This window comes from Actinospineispora acaciae DSM 45401 (genome assembly GCF_000620785.1).
GTDB classification, from domain to species: domain Bacteria; phylum Actinomycetota; class Actinomycetes; order Mycobacteriales; family Pseudonocardiaceae; genus Pseudonocardia; species Pseudonocardia acaciae.
The window spans coordinates 61,583-77,444 of record NZ_JIAI01000022.1 but is presented as its reverse complement, the minus strand read 5'-3'; the positions used below and the strand labels follow the sequence as shown (position 1 = coordinate 77,444).

Annotated in this window: 19 protein-coding genes; 8 read left to right on the top strand and 11 right to left on the bottom strand. The window is 72.6% G+C overall.

Annotated features, from left to right (window positions below; all coding sequences use genetic code 11):
- Nucleotides 1–101 precede the first annotated feature (101 nt).
- The 6 genes from N912_RS62930 to N912_RS67175 all read right to left on the bottom strand — a co-directional run bounded on the left by N912_RS62930 (nucleotide 102) and on the right by N912_RS67175 (nucleotide 4,719).
- A complete protein-coding gene (locus N912_RS62930; RefSeq protein ID WP_084211914.1) occupies nucleotides 102–446 on the bottom strand; it encodes a 4Fe-4S dicluster domain-containing protein in 345 nt (114 codons plus the stop codon).
- Nucleotides 443–2,008, bottom strand: coding sequence for an FAD-dependent oxidoreductase (locus tag N912_RS58630; RefSeq protein ID WP_051581672.1), 1,566 nt, complete (start codon nucleotides 2,006–2,008; stop codon nucleotides 443–445). The genes N912_RS62930 and N912_RS58630 overlap by 4 nt, the downstream gene beginning before the upstream one ends.
- Complete coding sequence (locus tag N912_RS58625) at nucleotides 2,005–2,958, bottom strand: ABC transporter substrate-binding protein (protein WP_156994390.1); 954 nt, start codon at nucleotides 2,956–2,958, stop codon at nucleotides 2,005–2,007. Before N912_RS58625 ends, N912_RS58630 begins: the two co-directional genes overlap by 4 nt.
- Nucleotides 2,959–2,972: 14 nt before the next feature.
- On the bottom strand, nucleotides 2,973–3,722 hold the full coding sequence (locus N912_RS0144800) for an ABC transporter ATP-binding protein (RefSeq protein ID WP_028927587.1): 750 nt from the start codon (nucleotides 3,720–3,722) through the stop codon (nucleotides 2,973–2,975).
- Nucleotides 3,719–4,558, bottom strand: a complete 840-nt coding sequence (locus N912_RS58620) for an ABC transporter permease (RefSeq protein ID WP_051581670.1) — start codon at nucleotides 4,556–4,558, stop codon at nucleotides 3,719–3,721. The genes N912_RS0144800 and N912_RS58620 overlap by 4 nt, the downstream gene beginning before the upstream one ends.
- Nucleotides 4,559–4,626: 68 nt before the next feature.
- On the bottom strand, nucleotides 4,627–4,719 hold the full coding sequence (locus N912_RS67175; RefSeq protein WP_425415394.1) for a putative leader peptide: 93 nt from the start codon (nucleotides 4,717–4,719) through the stop codon (nucleotides 4,627–4,629).
- A gap of 205 nt (nucleotides 4,720–4,924) precedes the next feature.
- Here N912_RS67175 and N912_RS58615 point away from each other — a divergent pair, with 205 nt between their 5' ends.
- Both N912_RS58615 and N912_RS0144785 read left to right on the top strand, forming a co-directional pair.
- Nucleotides 4,925–6,124 carry a DUF6745 domain-containing protein gene (locus tag N912_RS58615; protein ID WP_064745566.1) on the top strand — a complete coding sequence of 400 codons (1,200 nt, stop codon included), beginning with the start codon at nucleotides 4,925–4,927 and terminating at the stop codon, nucleotides 6,122–6,124.
- A gap of 27 nt (nucleotides 6,125–6,151) precedes the next feature.
- Nucleotides 6,152–6,598 carry a hypothetical protein gene (locus N912_RS0144785; RefSeq protein WP_028927586.1) on the top strand — a complete coding sequence of 149 codons (447 nt, stop codon included), beginning with the start codon at nucleotides 6,152–6,154 and terminating at the stop codon, nucleotides 6,596–6,598.
- Here the strand turns inward: N912_RS0144785 and N912_RS58610 are convergent.
- On the bottom strand, nucleotides 6,595–7,536 hold the full coding sequence (locus tag N912_RS58610) for an EamA family transporter (RefSeq protein ID WP_051581669.1): 942 nt from the start codon (nucleotides 7,534–7,536) through the stop codon (nucleotides 6,595–6,597). The two genes, N912_RS0144785 and N912_RS58610, sit on opposite strands and share 4 nt — an antisense overlap.
- A 96-nt stretch (nucleotides 7,537–7,632) precedes the next feature.
- Between N912_RS58610 and N912_RS0144775 the strand changes: the two genes are divergently transcribed.
- Complete coding sequence (locus N912_RS0144775) at nucleotides 7,633–8,139, top strand: MarR family winged helix-turn-helix transcriptional regulator (protein ID WP_028927585.1); 507 nt, start codon at nucleotides 7,633–7,635, stop codon at nucleotides 8,137–8,139.
- Between the two features lie 258 nt (nucleotides 8,140–8,397).
- On the opposite strand, the gene N912_RS0144770 is transcribed toward N912_RS0144775, so the two are convergent.
- The 3 genes from N912_RS0144770 to N912_RS0144760 form a co-directional block, all read right to left on the bottom strand.
- Nucleotides 8,398–8,688: a hypothetical protein gene (locus N912_RS0144770; RefSeq protein ID WP_028927584.1), complete on the bottom strand. Its 291-nt coding sequence runs from the start codon at nucleotides 8,686–8,688 to the stop codon at nucleotides 8,398–8,400.
- Between the two features lie 467 nt (nucleotides 8,689–9,155).
- Nucleotides 9,156–9,398 (bottom strand): mycoredoxin, encoded by a 243-nt coding sequence (locus tag N912_RS0144765; protein ID WP_028927583.1) that lies wholly within the window; start codon nucleotides 9,396–9,398, stop codon nucleotides 9,156–9,158.
- A 45-nt stretch (nucleotides 9,399–9,443) separates the two neighbouring features.
- Nucleotides 9,444–9,854: a DUF2000 domain-containing protein gene (locus N912_RS0144760; protein WP_245645920.1), complete on the bottom strand. Its 411-nt coding sequence runs from the start codon at nucleotides 9,852–9,854 to the stop codon at nucleotides 9,444–9,446.
- Nucleotides 9,855–9,904: 50 nt separating this feature from the next.
- On the opposite strand from N912_RS0144760, the gene N912_RS0144755 reads away from it, so the two are divergent.
- The 5 genes from N912_RS0144755 (at nucleotide 9,905) to N912_RS64220 (ending at nucleotide 14,122) form a co-directional block, all read left to right on the top strand.
- Nucleotides 9,905–10,726, top strand: a complete 822-nt coding sequence (locus N912_RS0144755) for a helix-turn-helix transcriptional regulator (RefSeq protein WP_028927581.1) — start codon at nucleotides 9,905–9,907, stop codon at nucleotides 10,724–10,726.
- Nucleotides 10,727–10,739: 13 nt separating this feature from the next.
- A complete protein-coding gene (locus tag N912_RS0144750; protein ID WP_051581674.1) occupies nucleotides 10,740–12,833 on the top strand; it encodes an ATP-dependent DNA helicase UvrD2 in 2,094 nt (697 codons plus the stop codon).
- A 157-nt stretch (nucleotides 12,834–12,990) separates the two neighbouring features.
- A complete protein-coding gene (locus tag N912_RS64225; RefSeq protein ID WP_156994389.1) occupies nucleotides 12,991–13,167 on the top strand; it encodes a hypothetical protein in 177 nt (58 codons plus the stop codon).
- Nucleotides 13,168–13,292: 125 nt separating this feature from the next.
- Nucleotides 13,293–13,673 carry a WhiB family transcriptional regulator gene (locus N912_RS66240; RefSeq protein ID WP_028927579.1) on the top strand — a complete coding sequence of 127 codons (381 nt, stop codon included), beginning with the start codon at nucleotides 13,293–13,295 and terminating at the stop codon, nucleotides 13,671–13,673.
- A gap of 185 nt (nucleotides 13,674–13,858) precedes the next feature.
- Complete coding sequence (locus N912_RS64220) at nucleotides 13,859–14,122, top strand: hypothetical protein (protein WP_156994388.1); 264 nt, start codon at nucleotides 13,859–13,861, stop codon at nucleotides 14,120–14,122.
- Between the two features lie 96 nt (nucleotides 14,123–14,218).
- Here the strand turns inward: N912_RS64220 and N912_RS62925 are convergent, their stop codons facing one another.
- Nucleotides 14,219–15,796 (bottom strand): alpha/beta fold hydrolase, encoded by a 1,578-nt coding sequence (locus N912_RS62925; RefSeq protein ID WP_169748064.1) that lies wholly within the window; start codon nucleotides 15,794–15,796, stop codon nucleotides 14,219–14,221.
- Nucleotides 15,797–15,862: the final 66 nt, after the last annotated feature.

The window sequence follows — 15,862 nt, the reverse complement described above, 5'->3', positions numbered from 1 at the left end:
GCCCAGCCACCAGCCGGGGACGGCACCAAGCAACCTACAAACTCAGGTCGTCGGAAATCGCGCCAGCGATTTTCGAACGAAACAAAAGACGGCACGCACGATCACGACCGCAACCTAGCCGTAAAAACCCGGTTCTGGTCACGAAGACTCCCCGGCCGCCGCCCCTTCCCCCACCCGATCCACCGCCGGTACTCCCCAAACCGTCCAGCCACACCCAACGCATCCTCATCCACGAACTCCGACCCCACCGGCGCCGGCCCCGCCAACGGCGCCACGAACAAAGCATCGGTCGGACAATGAGCTTCACACATGAAACAGGTCTGGCAGTCCGATTGTCGAGCAATCACCGGATGCCCGCCTTCAACCGCATCAAAAACATTCGTAGGACACACCGCCACACAGATATCGCAGTCGATACACCGCGACCCACTGATGACCTCAATCATGACCCCGTCCAAACCCGATCCAACCCACCACACCGCAGACGCCGAGCCTGCGCAGGGTCGGTACGAGGATGATCGTCACGCAGATGAATCGCCCGCGACTCCGTGCGCGCAAGCGCCGCCCGGTACATCCACCGGGCATGCGCGACCAACGCCGCCGCCTCGCGCGCCCGCGTCCTCGACCCACCCGCCGACAACCCCTCGGATACCGACGTCCACAATGGATCAAGAACCGCAAGCGACTCCCGCAACCCAGACTCGGTCCGGAACCGGTTCAACTCCAGCGGCAGCACGCGCGACTGCACGGCGGCCACCACCTCCTCCGCATCCAACGCCCCCCGAGCCCGAGGCCGAATCCCCGCCCGACCCGCCGCGACCAGCCGCGCCGTCCTCCACCCACCCGCCCGACCCGCCGCGAACCGGGCCGCCGCCGCCCCCGCCCAACCACCCGACGAGATGGCCCACGCCCCGTTATGGCTGCCACCACCACTGATCCCACCGGTCACCAACTCACGAGACGCGACATCGCCGGCCGCATACAGACCGGGCACGGTCGTCGCGCAGCCGTCGTCAACAACCCGCAACCCACCGGTACCGCGAACAGTGCCCTCCAGCACCGGCCGGATCGCGAAGCGCTCGGTGAACGGATCGATCCCCATTTTGTCGAAGGGCAGGAAGAAGTTGGGCTGTGACCAGCGCATTGCCTCGTGGATGGCCGGCTCGGCGCGGTCCAGCCGCGCGTAGACCCGAGTACGCACCATGGCCCGTTGCAACGCGACCATCCCGGCCAGGTTCCGCCCCGTCGCGAGCACCGTGCCATCGTCCGCCGTGAACGTGGCGAACTGGTACATCAACCCCTTGGTCTGGGCGCCGAACGCGGGAGCCAGCCCGTACTGCGAGGAGAACTCCATCCCGGACAGCTCGGCTCCCAGCTCGGCGGCCATCAGCGCGCCGTCTCCGGTGTCCACGTTGAGCCCGAGCGCCCCCGACAGGAATGCGCAGCCCCCGGTGGCCAGCACCACGGCGCCCGCCCGCACCGACCACGGGCCGTCACCCTGCTGGCGAAGCACCCCCGCCGCCCCCGTCACCACCCCGTCCGGGTCGGTGAGCAGCTCCAGCGCAGGCGCCTGGTCCAGGATGGTGACGCCCGCGCGCCGCACCCGCCTGCGCATCAGCCGCATGTACTCCGGCCCCTGCAGGCTGCCCCGGTACTGGCCGCCGCCGTCATCGACGGGGAACGGATACCCCCAGGCGGCGAGCTCGCCCACCGCATCCCAGGTACGGGCCAGGGTGCGCGCCATCCAGCCCCGGTCGGTGAGGTAACCACCGGCCCGTTCCCGCTCCGCGATCGCCGAGGCGCGCGCGTCGCCCTCGGGCGGGAGGTACCAGAGGTTGTTGCCGCCGGACGCGGCCGCGCCGCTGGTGCCGCAGTAGCCCTTGTCGGCCAACGCCACCCGCCACCCGCGAGCGGCGGCCGCGAGCGCGGCCCAGGTGCCGGCCGGCCCGCCGCCGAGCACCAGCACGTCGACCCACTCCGGCACCGACGCCCGCCGGCGAGGGCTCACGGCGCGCCCACCCCCGGCGCCACCCAGGCGTTGACGTCGAACGGCGCCGCCGCGAGGTGCTGGGCGAGCAGGAAGTCCAGGGTGCCGCGCAGGGTGGCGAGGTCGGAGCCGGTCACGGCCGGGTTGCCGTACAGGGCGGCCGGATACGCCGCCTCGATCACCGGTTGCGGCAGGCCGCTGGTCCGCGCGGCGAACCCGTGGTACTCGGCCGGGTTCGCCTTCAGCGCCGACGCCGCCTCGGCGAGCGCGGCGTTCCACGCGCCCGCCAGCTTGGGGTACTTCGCGGCCGCCGAGGCGCTGATCGTGGTGTAGCTGTTGCCGCTCAGCCCCGGGTGCGCGCTGGCCTTGTCCAGCACCCGGTAGCCCTTGGACGCCAGCAGCGGCGCGGTCGGCACCGGGGCCGCGTAGGCCGCGATGTCGCCCTTGTCCAGTGCCTGCTGCGCGCTGTTGACCAGCAGGAACGTAATCTTGACCGACCCGCCGAGGCCGGCGGAGTCGAGCAGCCCGACCAAGTAGCGGTGCATGTACGAGCCCTGCTGGGTGGCCACCGTCCTGCCGGCCAGGTCCGCCACCGAACCCACCCCGTTGCCCGCGATGAGCCAGGAGTCCTGGCCGCGCACGGTGACCCCGACCATCTGGGTGGGCAGGTCCGCCGAGCGCCCGGAGATGGCCGGGGTGTCGCCGAGCACGCCGATGTCCAGCGAGCCGCCCTTGAGCGCCTGGTTGAGGTTCGGCCCGTTGGGGAACGTGGTGAACGCGATGTCCGTGATCCCGACCGCGCCCAGGTGCCGCGCCAGGATCCCCCGCTGCAGCGCCCAGCTCTCGATGCCGTATCCCTGCTCGCTGCCGGAGGCGATCACGCCCACCCGCAGCGTCGAGCCGCCGGCTCCGGAGCACCCGGAGACGGCCGCCATAAGAGCGACGAACACGGCGAGCACCGTCCGAAGCATGCTGACTCCCTCTCTTAGTCGCCGGCCACGCCGAGCCAGCCGAGCAGCCGGCCGCGCAGCGCACCGAACCGGGCGTCGCCGGGGTCGCGCGGCCGGCGAAGGTCCACCGCCAACGAGTGCGCGAGCCGCCCGTCGCGCAGCACGACGGCCCGGTCGGCGAGCACCAGCGCCTCGTCCACGTCGTGGGTGACCAGCACCGCGGTCAGCCCGTGCCGGGCGCACAGCTCGGCGATCAGCCGCTGCATCCGCAGCCGGGTCAGCGCGTCCAGCGCGGCCAGCGGCTCGTCGAGCAGCAGCAGCCGGGGGTCGCGGACCAGCGCCCTGGCCAGCGCGGCCCGCTGTGCCTCGCCGCCGGACAGCGTCTTGGGCCAGGCGTCCGCCAGGTCGGCGAGACCCACCTCGCCCAGCGCCGCGAGCGCCCGTCCCCGCAGCTCGGCGCGCGAGCCGGGCAGCCCGAACACGACGTTGCGCCACACCCGGTGCCAGGGCAACAGTCGAGGCTCCTGATACGCCACCGACACCGACTCCGGCACGGCCACCCGTCCGCCGGCCCCCGGGTCGAGGCCGCCGACGATCCGCAGCAGCGTGGTCTTCCCGGACCCGCTGGCGCCGAGCAGCGCGACGAACTCGCCCTCGGCCACGCTCAGGTCGACCCCGCGCAGGATCTCCCGCTCGCCGAAGCTGCGCCGCACGCCGCGCAGCACCACGGCGGCGCGCTCCGACAGCCCCGGTGTGCGCAGCGGGCCGGGCGCGGTGGACGTCATCGCCGGCCCCCGTCGAAGGCGTGCCGCCAGGTCAGCAAGGACCGCTCCAGCGCGCGCACGACCAGGTCGGACAACAGCCCGAGCAGCGCATAGACGAGCAGGCAGACGACTATTCGGTCGGTGCGCAGGTTGTCCTGGGCGCGCAGCATGACCGACCCGATGCCGCCGTCCGAGCTGATCTGCTCGCCGACGATGAGCGCCAGCCACGCGATGCCCAGCGCCAGCCGCAGCCCGACCAGGATGTTCGGCAGCGCGCCCGGCAGCAGCACCGACCGCATCAGCAGCCACCGCCGGGCACCGAACGTGCGCGCCGCCTCGGCGAGCCTGGCGTCCACGTTCCGGATCCCGACGAACGTGTTGACGTACACCGGGAAGCACACCCCGAGGAAGACCAGCGCGATCTTCGGTGCGTCGCCGATGCCGAACCAGAGGATGAGCAGCGGCGTGATCCCCAGGAACGGCAACGTCCGCAGCATCTGCATCGGGCTGTCCACGATGTCCTCCCCGACCCTGGACAGCGCCGCGACCAGCGCGAGCACCAGCCCGCTCGGCACGCCCAGCCCGAGCCCGACGGCCACCCGGCGCAGCGAGGTCAGCATCGCGGTGTCCAGCTCGCTGGTCTGGACCATCGCCGCCGCCGTGGCCACCGTGCTCACCGGCGAGGGCAGCGTCTGCGCCGACAGCCACCCCACCGAGGACGCCAGCTGCCACACGCCGAGCAGCGCGACCACCACCAGCCCCCGGCGCCCGCCCCGGGGCAGCGACCACCGGCGCCGGTCCGGTCGCAACGCCAGCTCACGCAGCCCGGCCGGTGGCCAGGCGAGATCTGAGGACACGGGGGAGTCTCCTGTCGGGGGCCGAGGCGGGTCGGGCGGATCGCCGTTGCCCCGAGGAGGCCGCTGGGCTACCTCAGCGGGGGCCGGCGCGCCGGACAGGCCGCGCTGGACAGGCGCTTCAGGTCGACGTGGCGCCGGCGGACCAGGGAAGGCTGGTTCACGCGCCACCCCTCTCACCGTCGCGCCTGAAACCCGAAAAGCTTACTAAATCCATCATGTAACTCAAGAATTGAACCGGTCAACCCCTCGGCGAGGATGGCCTGCGTCACTCCGCCGGGTGTCACGTCATCGGGGTTGCGGTGTGCGCCCCGCCACTGCCACCATGGCTCACATGTCTGATGGAAAGGGCGTGTCCGCCCTGGCGCGGTGAGCGCCCGTCGCAGGCGGCGCACCCGCCGCCCCGCCGTCCCTTACGACCCCGAACGCGCAACCGACCTCTGGTCCCGCGCCGTCGACCTGCGCGCCGAATGGCTGGCCCACGCGCTGCGCAGCGGCCCCGCCGACCGCGCCGCCGCCGAGCACGCCATCGCCGGCCTCTATGCCCTGCTCGACCGGCCCCCGCCGGAGTTCGTCTGGGTGGGCTCACCGGCCGCCGCGGTATCGAGGGCGCCGCACGCACCGCCCGTGGACTTCGCCGGCCCGCTGCCGCTGGAGAACCGGCTGGCGACGCTCGCGCACGCGCTGCGCGAACGGCTGGACCACCGCATCGGCGCCGGCGCAGGCTCCGGCTCCGGCCTCTGGCTGGTGCCCGGGCCGGACCCGCTGGACGCGCTGCGGGCCGGCCAACCGCCGAGGTCGGTGCTGGGTGCGGGCGTGAGCGGCGTGCTGCGGCGGGTGGTCAAGGACCTGGTGGCCGGGACGGTGCGGGCGGAGCTGGACCGGCGGCTCGGCCTGGTCTGGTACGGCCAGCACGACGTCGACAGGGTGGCGCATTACGACGCGCACCGCCGCCTCGCCGGTGTCCGCTTCGACGCCGCCGACGGTGAGCAGCTCGAGCTGTGGGCGACGCTGGCGCGCTCGTGCGGCTGGTGGTGGCCGCGCGACGAGGTCTGCGTGGTCGCGGAGCGGCCGGCGGCGGTGCACACCGAGCCGGCGCCCGGCGGCCTGCCCCACGAGGTGCTGTTGCACAACGCGGACGGCCCCGCGCTGCGGTTCCCCGACGGCTGGGCGGTGTACTGCTGGCACGGGGTGCGGGTGCCGGCCTGGGTGATCGAGGCGCCGACGGTGGAGCTGATCGCCGCCGAGCGCAACGTCGAGGTCCGCCGGTGCGCGATCGAGCGCCTGGGCTGGTCGGACTTCGTCGACAACGCCGGCCTGAGGCTGGTCGGCCGGGCCGCCGACCCCGGCAACCCCGGCAGCGAGCTGCTCCTCTACGACCTGCCCTACCAGCACTGGGGCGCGCCCAGCCGGCTGCTGCTCGCCGTCAACGGCTCGGCGGAGCGCGACGGCACCCGCCGCCGGTACGGGCTGCGGGTCCCCGACTGGTTCGACGACCCGGTCGACGCGGCCGGCTGGTCCTACGGGCTCACCGGCGCCCAGTACGCGCGGCTGCGCCGCCGCACCTGACCCCGACGACAACACAAGGTGATGACGATGAACCTGGCCGAACTGCTCGACCGCACCAGCCTCGACGTCCTCGACCACCTCGAACGCGACCTCACCATCCCGGTGATCGACGGCCCGCAGGCCCAGGGCGACCTGATCGTCCTGCCGCTGGCGATGGTCCGCACCGTCCATCCGCACGGGTACGCCCGGTGGCTGCCGGTGCCGCCGCACGGGGTGGAGCTGGTGCGCGGGGTGGCGGGCAACAACCCGCACACCCTGGTCGCCGACCCGGGCACCTGCCGGGAGACGCCCGACGTCCAGGACCCACTCCGGCTGGCCATCGCGCTGTTCGAGAACACCGCGCCCGCCTACCTCGTGCACCCCGAGCACGGCGCGAGCGGGGTGGCGCCCGGCCGGTGGCTGGTGCGCCGCCAGCAGGAGCGCGGGGCGAGCGCACACGCCCGGACGGGAAGAAACGTGCTGGTCGCCGACTAGCTCGGTCGACGTCGACGCAGGCGCAGGCCCCGGCCCACGCCCTGGCCGACGACCAGCGCGCCGAGCGCGATCGCGAGCCCGAGCAGCTGCCACCCGGTGAGCGTCTGGCCGAGCACCACCAGGCCCGCCACCGTCGCGGTCAGCGGCCCGACCAGCGTGCTCAGCGACACCGACGTGGGCGAGAGCCGCTCGATGCCTCGGAACCAGAACACGTAGGCCAGCGCGCCGCCGACGGTGGCCAGGTAGCCGTAGCCGGCGATGTTGGCCAGGCTCAGCGACTCGGGCAGCCCCTCGAAGGCGAGCGTGAACGGCGCCAGCACCAGCCCGCCCAGGGTCATCTGCCAGCCGGTGCTCAGCAGCGGCGAGCCAGGGCTGCCCCAGCGCTTGCCCAGCACGATGCCCGCGCTGACCATCGCCACTGCGACCAGCATCCCCACCACCGCCAGCGCGTCCAGCCGGGCGGCGGCGGTGAGGGTCAGCAGCGCCACCCCGCCCACGCCGGCGACCGCGGCCACCAGCTGTCGCGCCGGCGTCCGGGTGCGCAGCACCAGCCAGGCCAGCCCGGCCACCATCATCGGCTGGGTGGCGGACATGGTGGCCGCGACCCCGCCCGGCAGCCGGTAGGCCGCGAAGAACAGCAACGGGAAGAACCCGGCGAAGTTCAGCACGCCGAGCACCAGGAACCGCCACCACCACACCCGCTCCGGTGGCAGCCGCCGGACCAGCGCCAACACCAGCAGGCCGGCGGGCAGCGCGCGCAGCGCGGCGGCGAGCAGCGGCCGGTCCGGGGGCAGCAGGGTGGCGGTGACGACGTACGTGGTGCCCCAGCTGGCCGGGGCGAGCATGGTCAACAGCCGGTCGGCGAGCGAGGCGGACGGCGTCGACGCGACCGGTGTGGACCGGGTCGCCGATACCCGGGCGGTGGACTGGACGGTCACGGTGTGCCCCCTCTTGATAATCTCAACGTCGAGACATATGGCACCACGTCGTGTATCACGACGTCAAACTTCTTGACGTAGAGAGAGTAAGGACACATGGCCGACGCGGTGGACCAGATCGTCGAGCTGTGGCGGCGGGAGCGGCCGGACCGGGCGGACGCGCTGTGGCCGATGGGCCTGATCGGTCGCGTCCAGCGGCTGAACCGGGTGCTGGAGCGCGAGCTCAAGGAGTACTTCGCCGGCCACGGCCTGGAGCTGTGGGAGACGGACGTGCTGCTCACGCTGCGCCGCTCCGGCCCGCCGTACGCGCTGACACCAGGCGCGCTGCTGAAGGCCGTGATGGTCACCTCGGGCGCCATGACCAACCGGCTGGACCGGCTGGAGGCCAACGGCATGATCGAGCGGCGCCCCGGCACCGGCGACCGCCGCTCGGTCCTCGTCCACCTCACCGACCGCGCCCGCACCCTGCTCGACGAGGTGTTCGACGGTCACCTGGCCAACGAGGCGCGCCAGTTCGCCGCGCTCACCGCCGACGAACGCACCCAGCTCGCCGACCTGCTCCGCAAGCTCCTCACCAGCCACGGCGACACGTCGATCACCTGACCCGTGAGTGGTTAGCGTTGCTATGACAACGCTAACCACTCACGGCCCGGGTGACCCCGACGCACGTGGACGAATGACTTTCCGTTTCGTTTCGGTGCACGGCCGTTCACGGATCCGACCGATGGTGATGATTTCTCGGGTGATTTCTTTCGGAATTGGCGGTGAGGTATGTCACGCTGGGAAGCGGTAGCGGCCCCCGATGCATCCGGGGGCCGCTACCACCGAGCCAGCCTCACCGCTGAGGCGGTTGCGAACGGGTCAGTAGGACACGCCAGGCGCGCCGGAACCGCCGCTGGTCGAAGCGTTGCACTGCGAGTTGTCGGCGGCGGAGCCGCTGCCCAGGATTCCGAGGCCACCGGCGATCGGAATCAGGCACCACGCCTGGGAGGTGCCGCCCTTGCCGCCGGACCCGCCGGTGAAGTGGTTGCTCCCGTTCTGGCCTCCCTTGCCGTGAGCGAAAGCGGTCGCCCCGAACAGCATGGACCCGCTGGCCGCCAGGGCGGTCGCGGCGACGACAACGGCGGCCCGCTGTCCAACCTTGCGAATCATTTGTTCCCTCTCCAATCGACGGTCGAGGCGCGTGTCGTCCCGACCGGAGAGACAGGTTTTAGTGCTATTCCGATGGCGTTGTCCACGCCACCTACACTGCATTTCCAAAGATCACCGAGAGGGGTGATGCCAACGGGGTGATCGAGCATTCTTTCGGGTGGTGTCGGGTTTAGCTCGCGACCTGGGGTAGCCGAAATCTGGCCTCGTCACTCCACTGGTGAGCGATGTCCCCCGTAGTGTCACCTGCTATTTGCGGCGTCATCTGGGATGTCAGTGCACTCTATTTTGACCATTTGCGGGTGGCTCTTTCGGCGAATCGGGACGCGTCGTGAATACCTTTGCCCCAATTTGCGTGACGATTCAGGGGACGCCCGGCGCCATGGTGGCCGGTGCGATTCCGGGGATGGACCTCAGCTCGGCGCGCAGCGCGGTGGTCCCGGTGCCGGACCGGGCCGCGTTCGGGTTGTCTAAGCGGCCGCCAGCGCGGCCTTGACCTCGGCGAAGCTGGGGTTCGTCGCGGTGCTGCCGTCCGGGTAGCGCAGGGTGGGGACCGTCTGGTTGCCGCCGTTCACACCCTCGACGAACGCGGCGGCCTCCGGGTCGCGCTCGATGTCCACCTCGCGGTAGGCGATGCCCGCCTCGTCGAGCTGCAGCTTCAGCCGCCGGCAGTAGCCGCACCACGTGGTCGAGTACATCGTCAGTTCGCTCATGACACCTACAACAACACGACGCCCGGCCGGTGTTCCAACCCAGGGTCACCCGTGCAACCGCGCGCCCTTGAGGATCTTGTCGACGGCGTTGCGCGGGCCGTGCAGGGCCATTCCGACCAGGTCGAGCTGGTCGCGGGGGACCGCGCGGACGGCGGCCCTGTTGTCGGTGTCGTTGCCGGTGGCGAACAGGTCGGAGGTGAACACCGCCAGCGGCACGTTCCTGGCCAGCGCCCGTGCGTGCGCCGAGGTGAGGACCTCCTTGGACCCGGCGAAGACCAGCACGGGCTGGCGGAACATCGGCAGGTACGCGGTGCCGTCGGCGTCCGCGTACGGCTCCCCGACCAGCTCGGGGTCGGTCGCGGCCAGGCCGCTGACCAGGAACGTCGTCACGTTCAGCCGCTGCCAGGTGGCCAGCTCGTCGCGCAGCAGGACCGCGATCTTCGTGTCGAACCTCACGACGGCCACGATGGCCGATAGCAGGCGCGCGGGTCTTGTACGTTCTTGACGTGAGCGCCCCCGCCGAACGGGTCACCGCATGGCGTCCGGCCGTGCCGGGAGTCGCCGAGGTGTTCCACGCCCACTTCGTGGAGCACGTGTACCCGATGCACACCCACGACGCCTGGGCGCTGCTCATCGTGGACGACGGGGCCGTCCAGTTCGACCTCGACCTACACCTGCACGGCGCGCTACGCACACAGGTCACCCTGCTGCCGCCGCACGTGGCGCACGACGGCAGGGCCGCCACCCCGCACGGTTTCCGCAAGCGGGTCCTCTACCTGGACAGCGAACAACTGCCGCTGGACCTGATCGGGGCCGCCGTGGACCGCCCCGGCTGGTCTGACCCGGTGCTGCGGCATCGCATCCACCAGCTGCATCGCGCGCTGGCCCAGCCGGGGGAGGAGCTGGCCGCGCAGAGCAGGCTCTCCCTCATCCGCGAGCGGCTCGACCAGCAGCTGCGCCGGGCGGTGACGGGACCGGCGGCGGTCCGCGACCCCGGCCTGGCCGAGCGGCTGCGCGACCTGCTGGACGCGCACGTGGTGGACGGCCTGACCCTGGACGCCGCCGCCGAGCTGCTGCACGCCCACCCCACCCACCTGGTCAGGGCGTTCACCCGCCGCTTCGGCCTGCCTCCGCACCGCTACCTGACCGGCCGGCGCATCGAGCTGGCCCGCCGGCTGCTGCTGGACGGCCTGCGCCCGGCCGAGGTCGCCACCGCCGCCGGCTTCTACGACCAGGCGCACCTGTCGCGCCACTTCTCCCGCATGGTCGGCACCGGACCCGCCCGCTTCGCTGTGGACAGCCTCCGACGCGCGAGCGGTACGTCTTGAGAAGATGACGGCCATGGCCGCCCCCTCGCAGACCACGGACGTCGACCCCAGCGCGCGCTCCGGGCTCGACGCCGACCAGCGGGCGGCCGTGACGGCGCCGCGCGGGCCGGTCTGCGTCCTGGCCGGCGCGGGCACCGGCAAGACCCGCACGATCACCAGGCGGATCGCGCACCTGGTCGGCAGCGGGCACGTCGCCCCTGGTCAGGTGCTCGCGGTGACGTTCACCGCGCGCGCCGCCGGCGAGCTGCGGACCAGGCTGCGGGCGTTCGGGGTCGGCGGCGTGCAGGCCCGCACGTTCCACGCCGCCGCGCTGCGCCAGCTGCGCTACTTCTGGCCGAGGGTGGTCGGCGATGCGCCGTGGCAGCTGCTGGACGGCAAGCTGCGCGCGGTCGGCCAGGCGGCGCACAAGGTGGGCGCGGAGACCAACGCCGAGTCCCTGCGCGACCTGGCCGGCGAGATCGAGTGGGCGAAGGCCAGCCTGATCACCCCCGAGGGGTACCCGGCCGAGGTGGCCAGGGTGCGTCGGGACATCCCGGCCGCCGCCGACCTGGTGGCCGCCGTGTACGCCGGCTACGAGAAGGTCAAGGAGTCCGCCCGGCTGCTCGACTTCGACGACCTGCTGCTGCACACCGCCGCCGCGCTGGAGACGCACGCGGAGGTGGCGGCCGAGTTCCGGGACCGCTACCGTTGCTTCGTGGTCGACGAGTACCAGGACGTCACGCCGCTGCAGCAGCGGGTGCTGGACGCCTGGCTGGGGGAGCGGGACGACCTCACGGTGGTCGGCGACGCGAACCAGACGATCTACACCTTCGCCGGCGCCACCCCGCGCTACCTGCTGGAGTTCTCCCGGCGCTTCCCGGAGGCGACGGTGGTACGCCTACAGCGCGACTACCGCTCCACGCCGCAGGTGGTGTCCGCCGCGAACATGGTGATCTCGAATGCGCGCGGGCGGGTCGCCGGCACCCGGCTGCGGCTGATCGGCGTGCAGCCGCCGGGGCCGGAGCCGTCGTTCGCGGAGTACGACGACGAGCCCGCCGAGGCCAAGGCGGTGGCCGCGACGATCCGGCGGATGATCAGCGAGGGCACGCCGGCCAGCGAGATCGCCGTGCTGTTCCGGGTGAACGCGCAGTCCGAGGTGTACGAGCGCGCGCTGGACGAGGCCGGCGTGCCGTTCCAGGTGCGCGGCGGCGAGCGGTTCTTCGCCCGGCCCGAGGTGCGGCAGGCGATGGCCGCGCTGCGCACCGCCGCGCTGGCCGCCGGCGATCCCGAGCAGGCGGCCGACCCGCGCCCGCTGGCCGAGGTGGTGCGCGAGGTGCTGGTGCCGTACGGGCTGACCGACGAGCCGGCCGCCGGGACCGCCGGCCGGCAGCGGTGGGAGTCGCTGCGCGCGCTCGTGGGCCTTGCCGAGGAGCTGACGCCCGAGTTCGACCTGTCCGCGTTCGCCGCCGAGCTCGCCACCAGGGCGGACGCCGCGCACCCCCCGACCGTGCAGGGCGTCACGCTCGCGTCCCTGCACGCCGCCAAGGGCCTGGAGTGGGACGCGGTGTTCCTGGTCGGCCTGGTGGACGGCACGCTGCCGATCCAGCACGCCGAGGGCGACGAGTCCAAGATCGAGGAGGAGCGCCGGCTGCTCTACGTGGGGGTGACCAGGGCGCGCCGGCAGCTGTCGGTGTCCTGGGCGCTGGCTCGCGCCGAGGGCGGCCGCCGCGGCCGCCGGCGCAGCAGGTTTCTCTACGGGCTGATCCCTGACAACCATCCGGCGGCGCGGGTGGCCGCGTCCCGGGGCGGGGCGAAGCCTCGGTGCCGGATCTGCGGCTCGCCGCTGCTCGGGGCGGAGGCGCTCAAGATGCGCCGGTGCTCGAACTGCCCGTCCGATGTGGACGTCGACCTGCTGGACCGGCTCAAGCACTGGCGCAGCTCGACGGCCAAGGAACAGCAGGTCCCGCCGTACGTGGTGTTCACCGACGCGACGCTGACCGCGATCGCCGAGCAGCGCCCCGCCGACACCGCCGGGCTGGTCGCGATCCCCGGCATCGGCGCGGCCAAGCTGGACCGCTACGGGCGGGACGTGCTCGCGCTGGTCGCCGCCGAGGACGTCGCCGGCTGATTGCGCACAGGTTGACGCTCGGGGCAACCGGACAAAAGTCGGTTGCCGCCCGCACCCCGATGCTTCTAAGGTGATCTGGCCCGGGTGGTTCGCGCCCGGCTTTCGTTCGGGTGTGACGCGTTCGCGCGTCCGCCCCGGCCCAGGAGGGAGTGCCTCGATGAACGTGACGATTCTCGGCGCTGACCTCCGGATCCACCACTCCGGGATCTTCGGGCCGTACGCGGGCGTCACCTGGCTGCCGCGCGCCCGGAAGTTCATGGTCAGCGAAGGCCAGGCGGCCGATCTGCAGGCCACCAAGCCCCCATACGTGTCCGCGTCGGAGCGATGCCCTTGATATCAAGGACGCTCAGTCGGTCGAACCGAAGGCCGCGGACCCGTAACAGGGACCGCGGCCTTCTTGTTTTTCCAGGCAGTTTTCCTGCCGAGTTAGTCCGCACAACGGAAAGAGGAGGGATTCCAGTGCTAGTGCGGAACGTCCCGCTGGACGGCGGGACGGCCATTGCGAGGTCCGGCGGCGAACCCGTCGACGGCCTCGACGGACTGCTCGACGCGGCACCCCGCGCCGGAGCGGTCCTGCCCTGTCGGGAGGCCGAGGACGCCGACCTGTGGTTCGCCGACGCCCCCGCCGACCTGGAGCGGGCCAAGGCGCTCTGCGCGGGTTGCCCGATCAAGGCCGAGTGCCTGGCCGGCGCGCTGCGCAGGGGTGAGCCCTGGGGCGTGTGGGGTGGCGAGATCTTCCAGCGCGGCAGCGTCATCGCTCGCAAGCGGCCCCGCGGCCGCCCGAGCAAGGCCGCCCTCGCCCGCGACCGTGAGCTGGCCAAGGCCGGCGCGCCGCTCTAGAACGAGCGACACACGGCGCGACCCGCACCGATCGGGAGCAACCAACCGAAGAGCGCCTCTGCCAGCCCCGCCGGCGAGTGAGGCGAGAACAGAGCGCGACCCGCACCGATCGGGAGCAACCAACCGAAGAGCGCCTCTGCCAGCCCCGCCGGCTGAATGAGGCAAGAACAGAAAGGAGGCAGGCGATGAGAACGCCGACCAGGACGCCGGTGTCGATGCGCGCCGAAGTCCGAGACAGAGGTCCGATTCCGCGCCCGTCCGAGGGCGCCACCAACCGGGGGGTCCGTGAGATGTTGTTCTACGAAGCACTCGCCAAAGCCCGAATACGCGAGGCCGAGGAGGAAGCACGCCGCTACCGGATAGCCCGGCGCCTGATCGCCGGCCGCCGGTGGGCGTGGCTCGCCCGGTACGCCAGCGCGCGTGCCGAGCGGGCCCGCCTGACGGCATGACCTCGGCCTTCGTCGGTGACCGAACCCGTGAGTGGCTAGGGGCGCTATGACGCCCCTAGCCACTCACGGCTTGGTCACGATCCCGGGCGGGACGGCTCAGCGGCCGCGCCGGTCGTCGGCCAGCTGGCGCAGCGCGCTGATGATCTCCTCGGAGTCCGCGAGCGCCGGGTCGTTGTGGTCCGCGCCGGCCACCGGGACGGTGCGCACCAGGTGTGGGGAGGCGGCCGCGACCGCCTCGCTCTGCGCCGGCGGGATCAGCCGGTCCGCGCCGCCGTAGATCACGACCGTCGGCGACGGGACCCGCCGGATCTGCTCGATCACCGGGAAATGGTCAGCCAGCAGCAGCCGCACCGGCACGATCGGAATCTGTCGCTCGCCGACCGAGGCCAGGTCGGTGAAGGGCGAGCGCAGCACCAGCCCGCCCGGCGGATGCGATGCCGCGAGCCCGGTGACCACCGCGGAGCCCAGGCTCTCGCCGAAGTAGAGCAGTCGGTCCGGCCGGGCGCCGGCGTGCTCGATCAGGAACTGGCGGCCGGCCCTGGCGTCGGTGGCCAGCCCCGCTTCGGTCGGCACCCCCGGGTTCCCGCCGTAGCCCCGGTACTCCAGCAGCAGGACGGTGAACCCGGCGTCCGCGATCCGGCGCGCCAGCCCCGCCCGGACGCCCCGGTTCCCGGCGTTGCCCTGGGCGAACAGGACGTGCGCGTGCCGGTCGGGCCCGCTCGGGGTGATCAGCCACGCGGTCAGTGCCAGCCCGTCCTCGGTGTGGACGGTGACCGCGCGGGCGGTCGGCCCGGCCACCTCGACCGACGGCACCGGGGGCGCCAACGTCGGGTAGATCAGCAGCCGCTGCCCCATCGTCAGACCGACCACCATCAGCAGCCACATCACGCCGAGCACGGTCACGGCGCGCCGAGGCCACCCTCTCCGGCGCTGTCGGCCCGGCCCGCCGAACCACCGGGCCTGCCAGCGCGACACCCGGCTGATGATCTTCACGAGCAGCGCGCCCGAGACCAGGGTGCACAGCGCGGCCGCGCTGTTGAGGATCGCGGCCTCCTCGAACGCGGGGACGGCGACCTGGGGGCCGAGCTGGTTGGCCGGCGCGGCGCGGGTCATGTCGGCCACGGCGTTCAGCAGCAGCGCGCCGCACAGCGTCAGCCACCACACGATGATCAGCCGGTAGCCGGGGCGCGCGGTGGGCCGGCTGCCGCGCCAGACGTCGCCGAGCACGATCGGGGGGAGCACGAGGTTGAGGATCGGTACGAACCAGGCGCCGATGGCCCAACCGGGGCCGAGCACCGGCTCGCGCGGCACGCCGGTGCTCGACACGGGCGGCGGCGCCTCGGACCCGACATTCCGCCGAGCCCGGAACAACCAGGCCACGAAGACCACGCCGGCCACCGCACCGACCGCCGTCGCCGCGCCGACCCCGGCGTCGCCCGCGTGCACCGCCGGCAGGATCGCGCCGCTGTATCCCGACCGCGCGTAGTCGAACAAGATCCAGCCGCGAAGGTGCGTGGCCAGCGAATGGGCCAGCGCCGTGAACGCCACCAGCCCGGCCGCCGCCCGCCCCAGCCCCCGTACCCGACGGCGTCTCGCCCTCGGCCCGTGCCCCGGCGCGACGTCCGACATCGTTGGCGGCTCGGGTGGCTCGGTCCCCGTCACGTCCGTGCTCATGCCCGCCCCCCGGAGCCGATCGCCGGAACACCGCTCGACGATGGTGACCGTCCGGACCGGCATTCG

Bases quoted from the DNA above. Each gene is read 5' to 3' on its own strand.
- N912_RS0144770 (WP_028927584.1), bottom strand. From the start codon at position 8,688: ATGATTCGCAAGGTTGGACAGCGGGCCGCCGTTGTCGTCGCCGCGACC.
- N912_RS0144765 (WP_028927583.1), bottom strand. From the start codon at position 9,398: ATGAGCGAACTGACGATGTACTCGACCACGTGGTGCGGCTACTGCCGG.
- N912_RS0144775 (WP_028927585.1), top strand. From the start codon at position 7,633: ATGGCCGACGCGGTGGACCAGATCGTCGAGCTGTGGCGGCGGGAGCGG.
- N912_RS0144750 (WP_051581674.1), top strand. From the start codon at position 10,740: ATGGCCGCCCCCTCGCAGACCACGGACGTCGACCCCAGCGCGCGCTCC.
- N912_RS0144785 (WP_028927586.1), top strand. From the start codon at position 6,152: ATGAACCTGGCCGAACTGCTCGACCGCACCAGCCTCGACGTCCTCGAC.
- N912_RS64225 (WP_156994389.1), top strand. From the start codon at position 12,991: ATGAACGTGACGATTCTCGGCGCTGACCTCCGGATCCACCACTCCGGG.
- N912_RS62925 (WP_169748064.1), bottom strand. From the start codon at position 15,796: ATGAGCACGGACGTGACGGGGACCGAGCCACCCGAGCCGCCAACGATG.
- N912_RS64220 (WP_156994388.1), top strand. From the start codon at position 13,859: ATGAGAACGCCGACCAGGACGCCGGTGTCGATGCGCGCCGAAGTCCGA.
- N912_RS62930 (WP_084211914.1), bottom strand. From the start codon at position 446: ATGATTGAGGTCATCAGTGGGTCGCGGTGTATCGACTGCGATATCTGT.
- N912_RS58625 (WP_156994390.1), bottom strand. From the start codon at position 2,958: ATGCTTCGGACGGTGCTCGCCGTGTTCGTCGCTCTTATGGCGGCCGTC.
- N912_RS0144800 (WP_028927587.1), bottom strand. From the start codon at position 3,722: ATGACGTCCACCGCGCCCGGCCCGCTGCGCACACCGGGGCTGTCGGAG.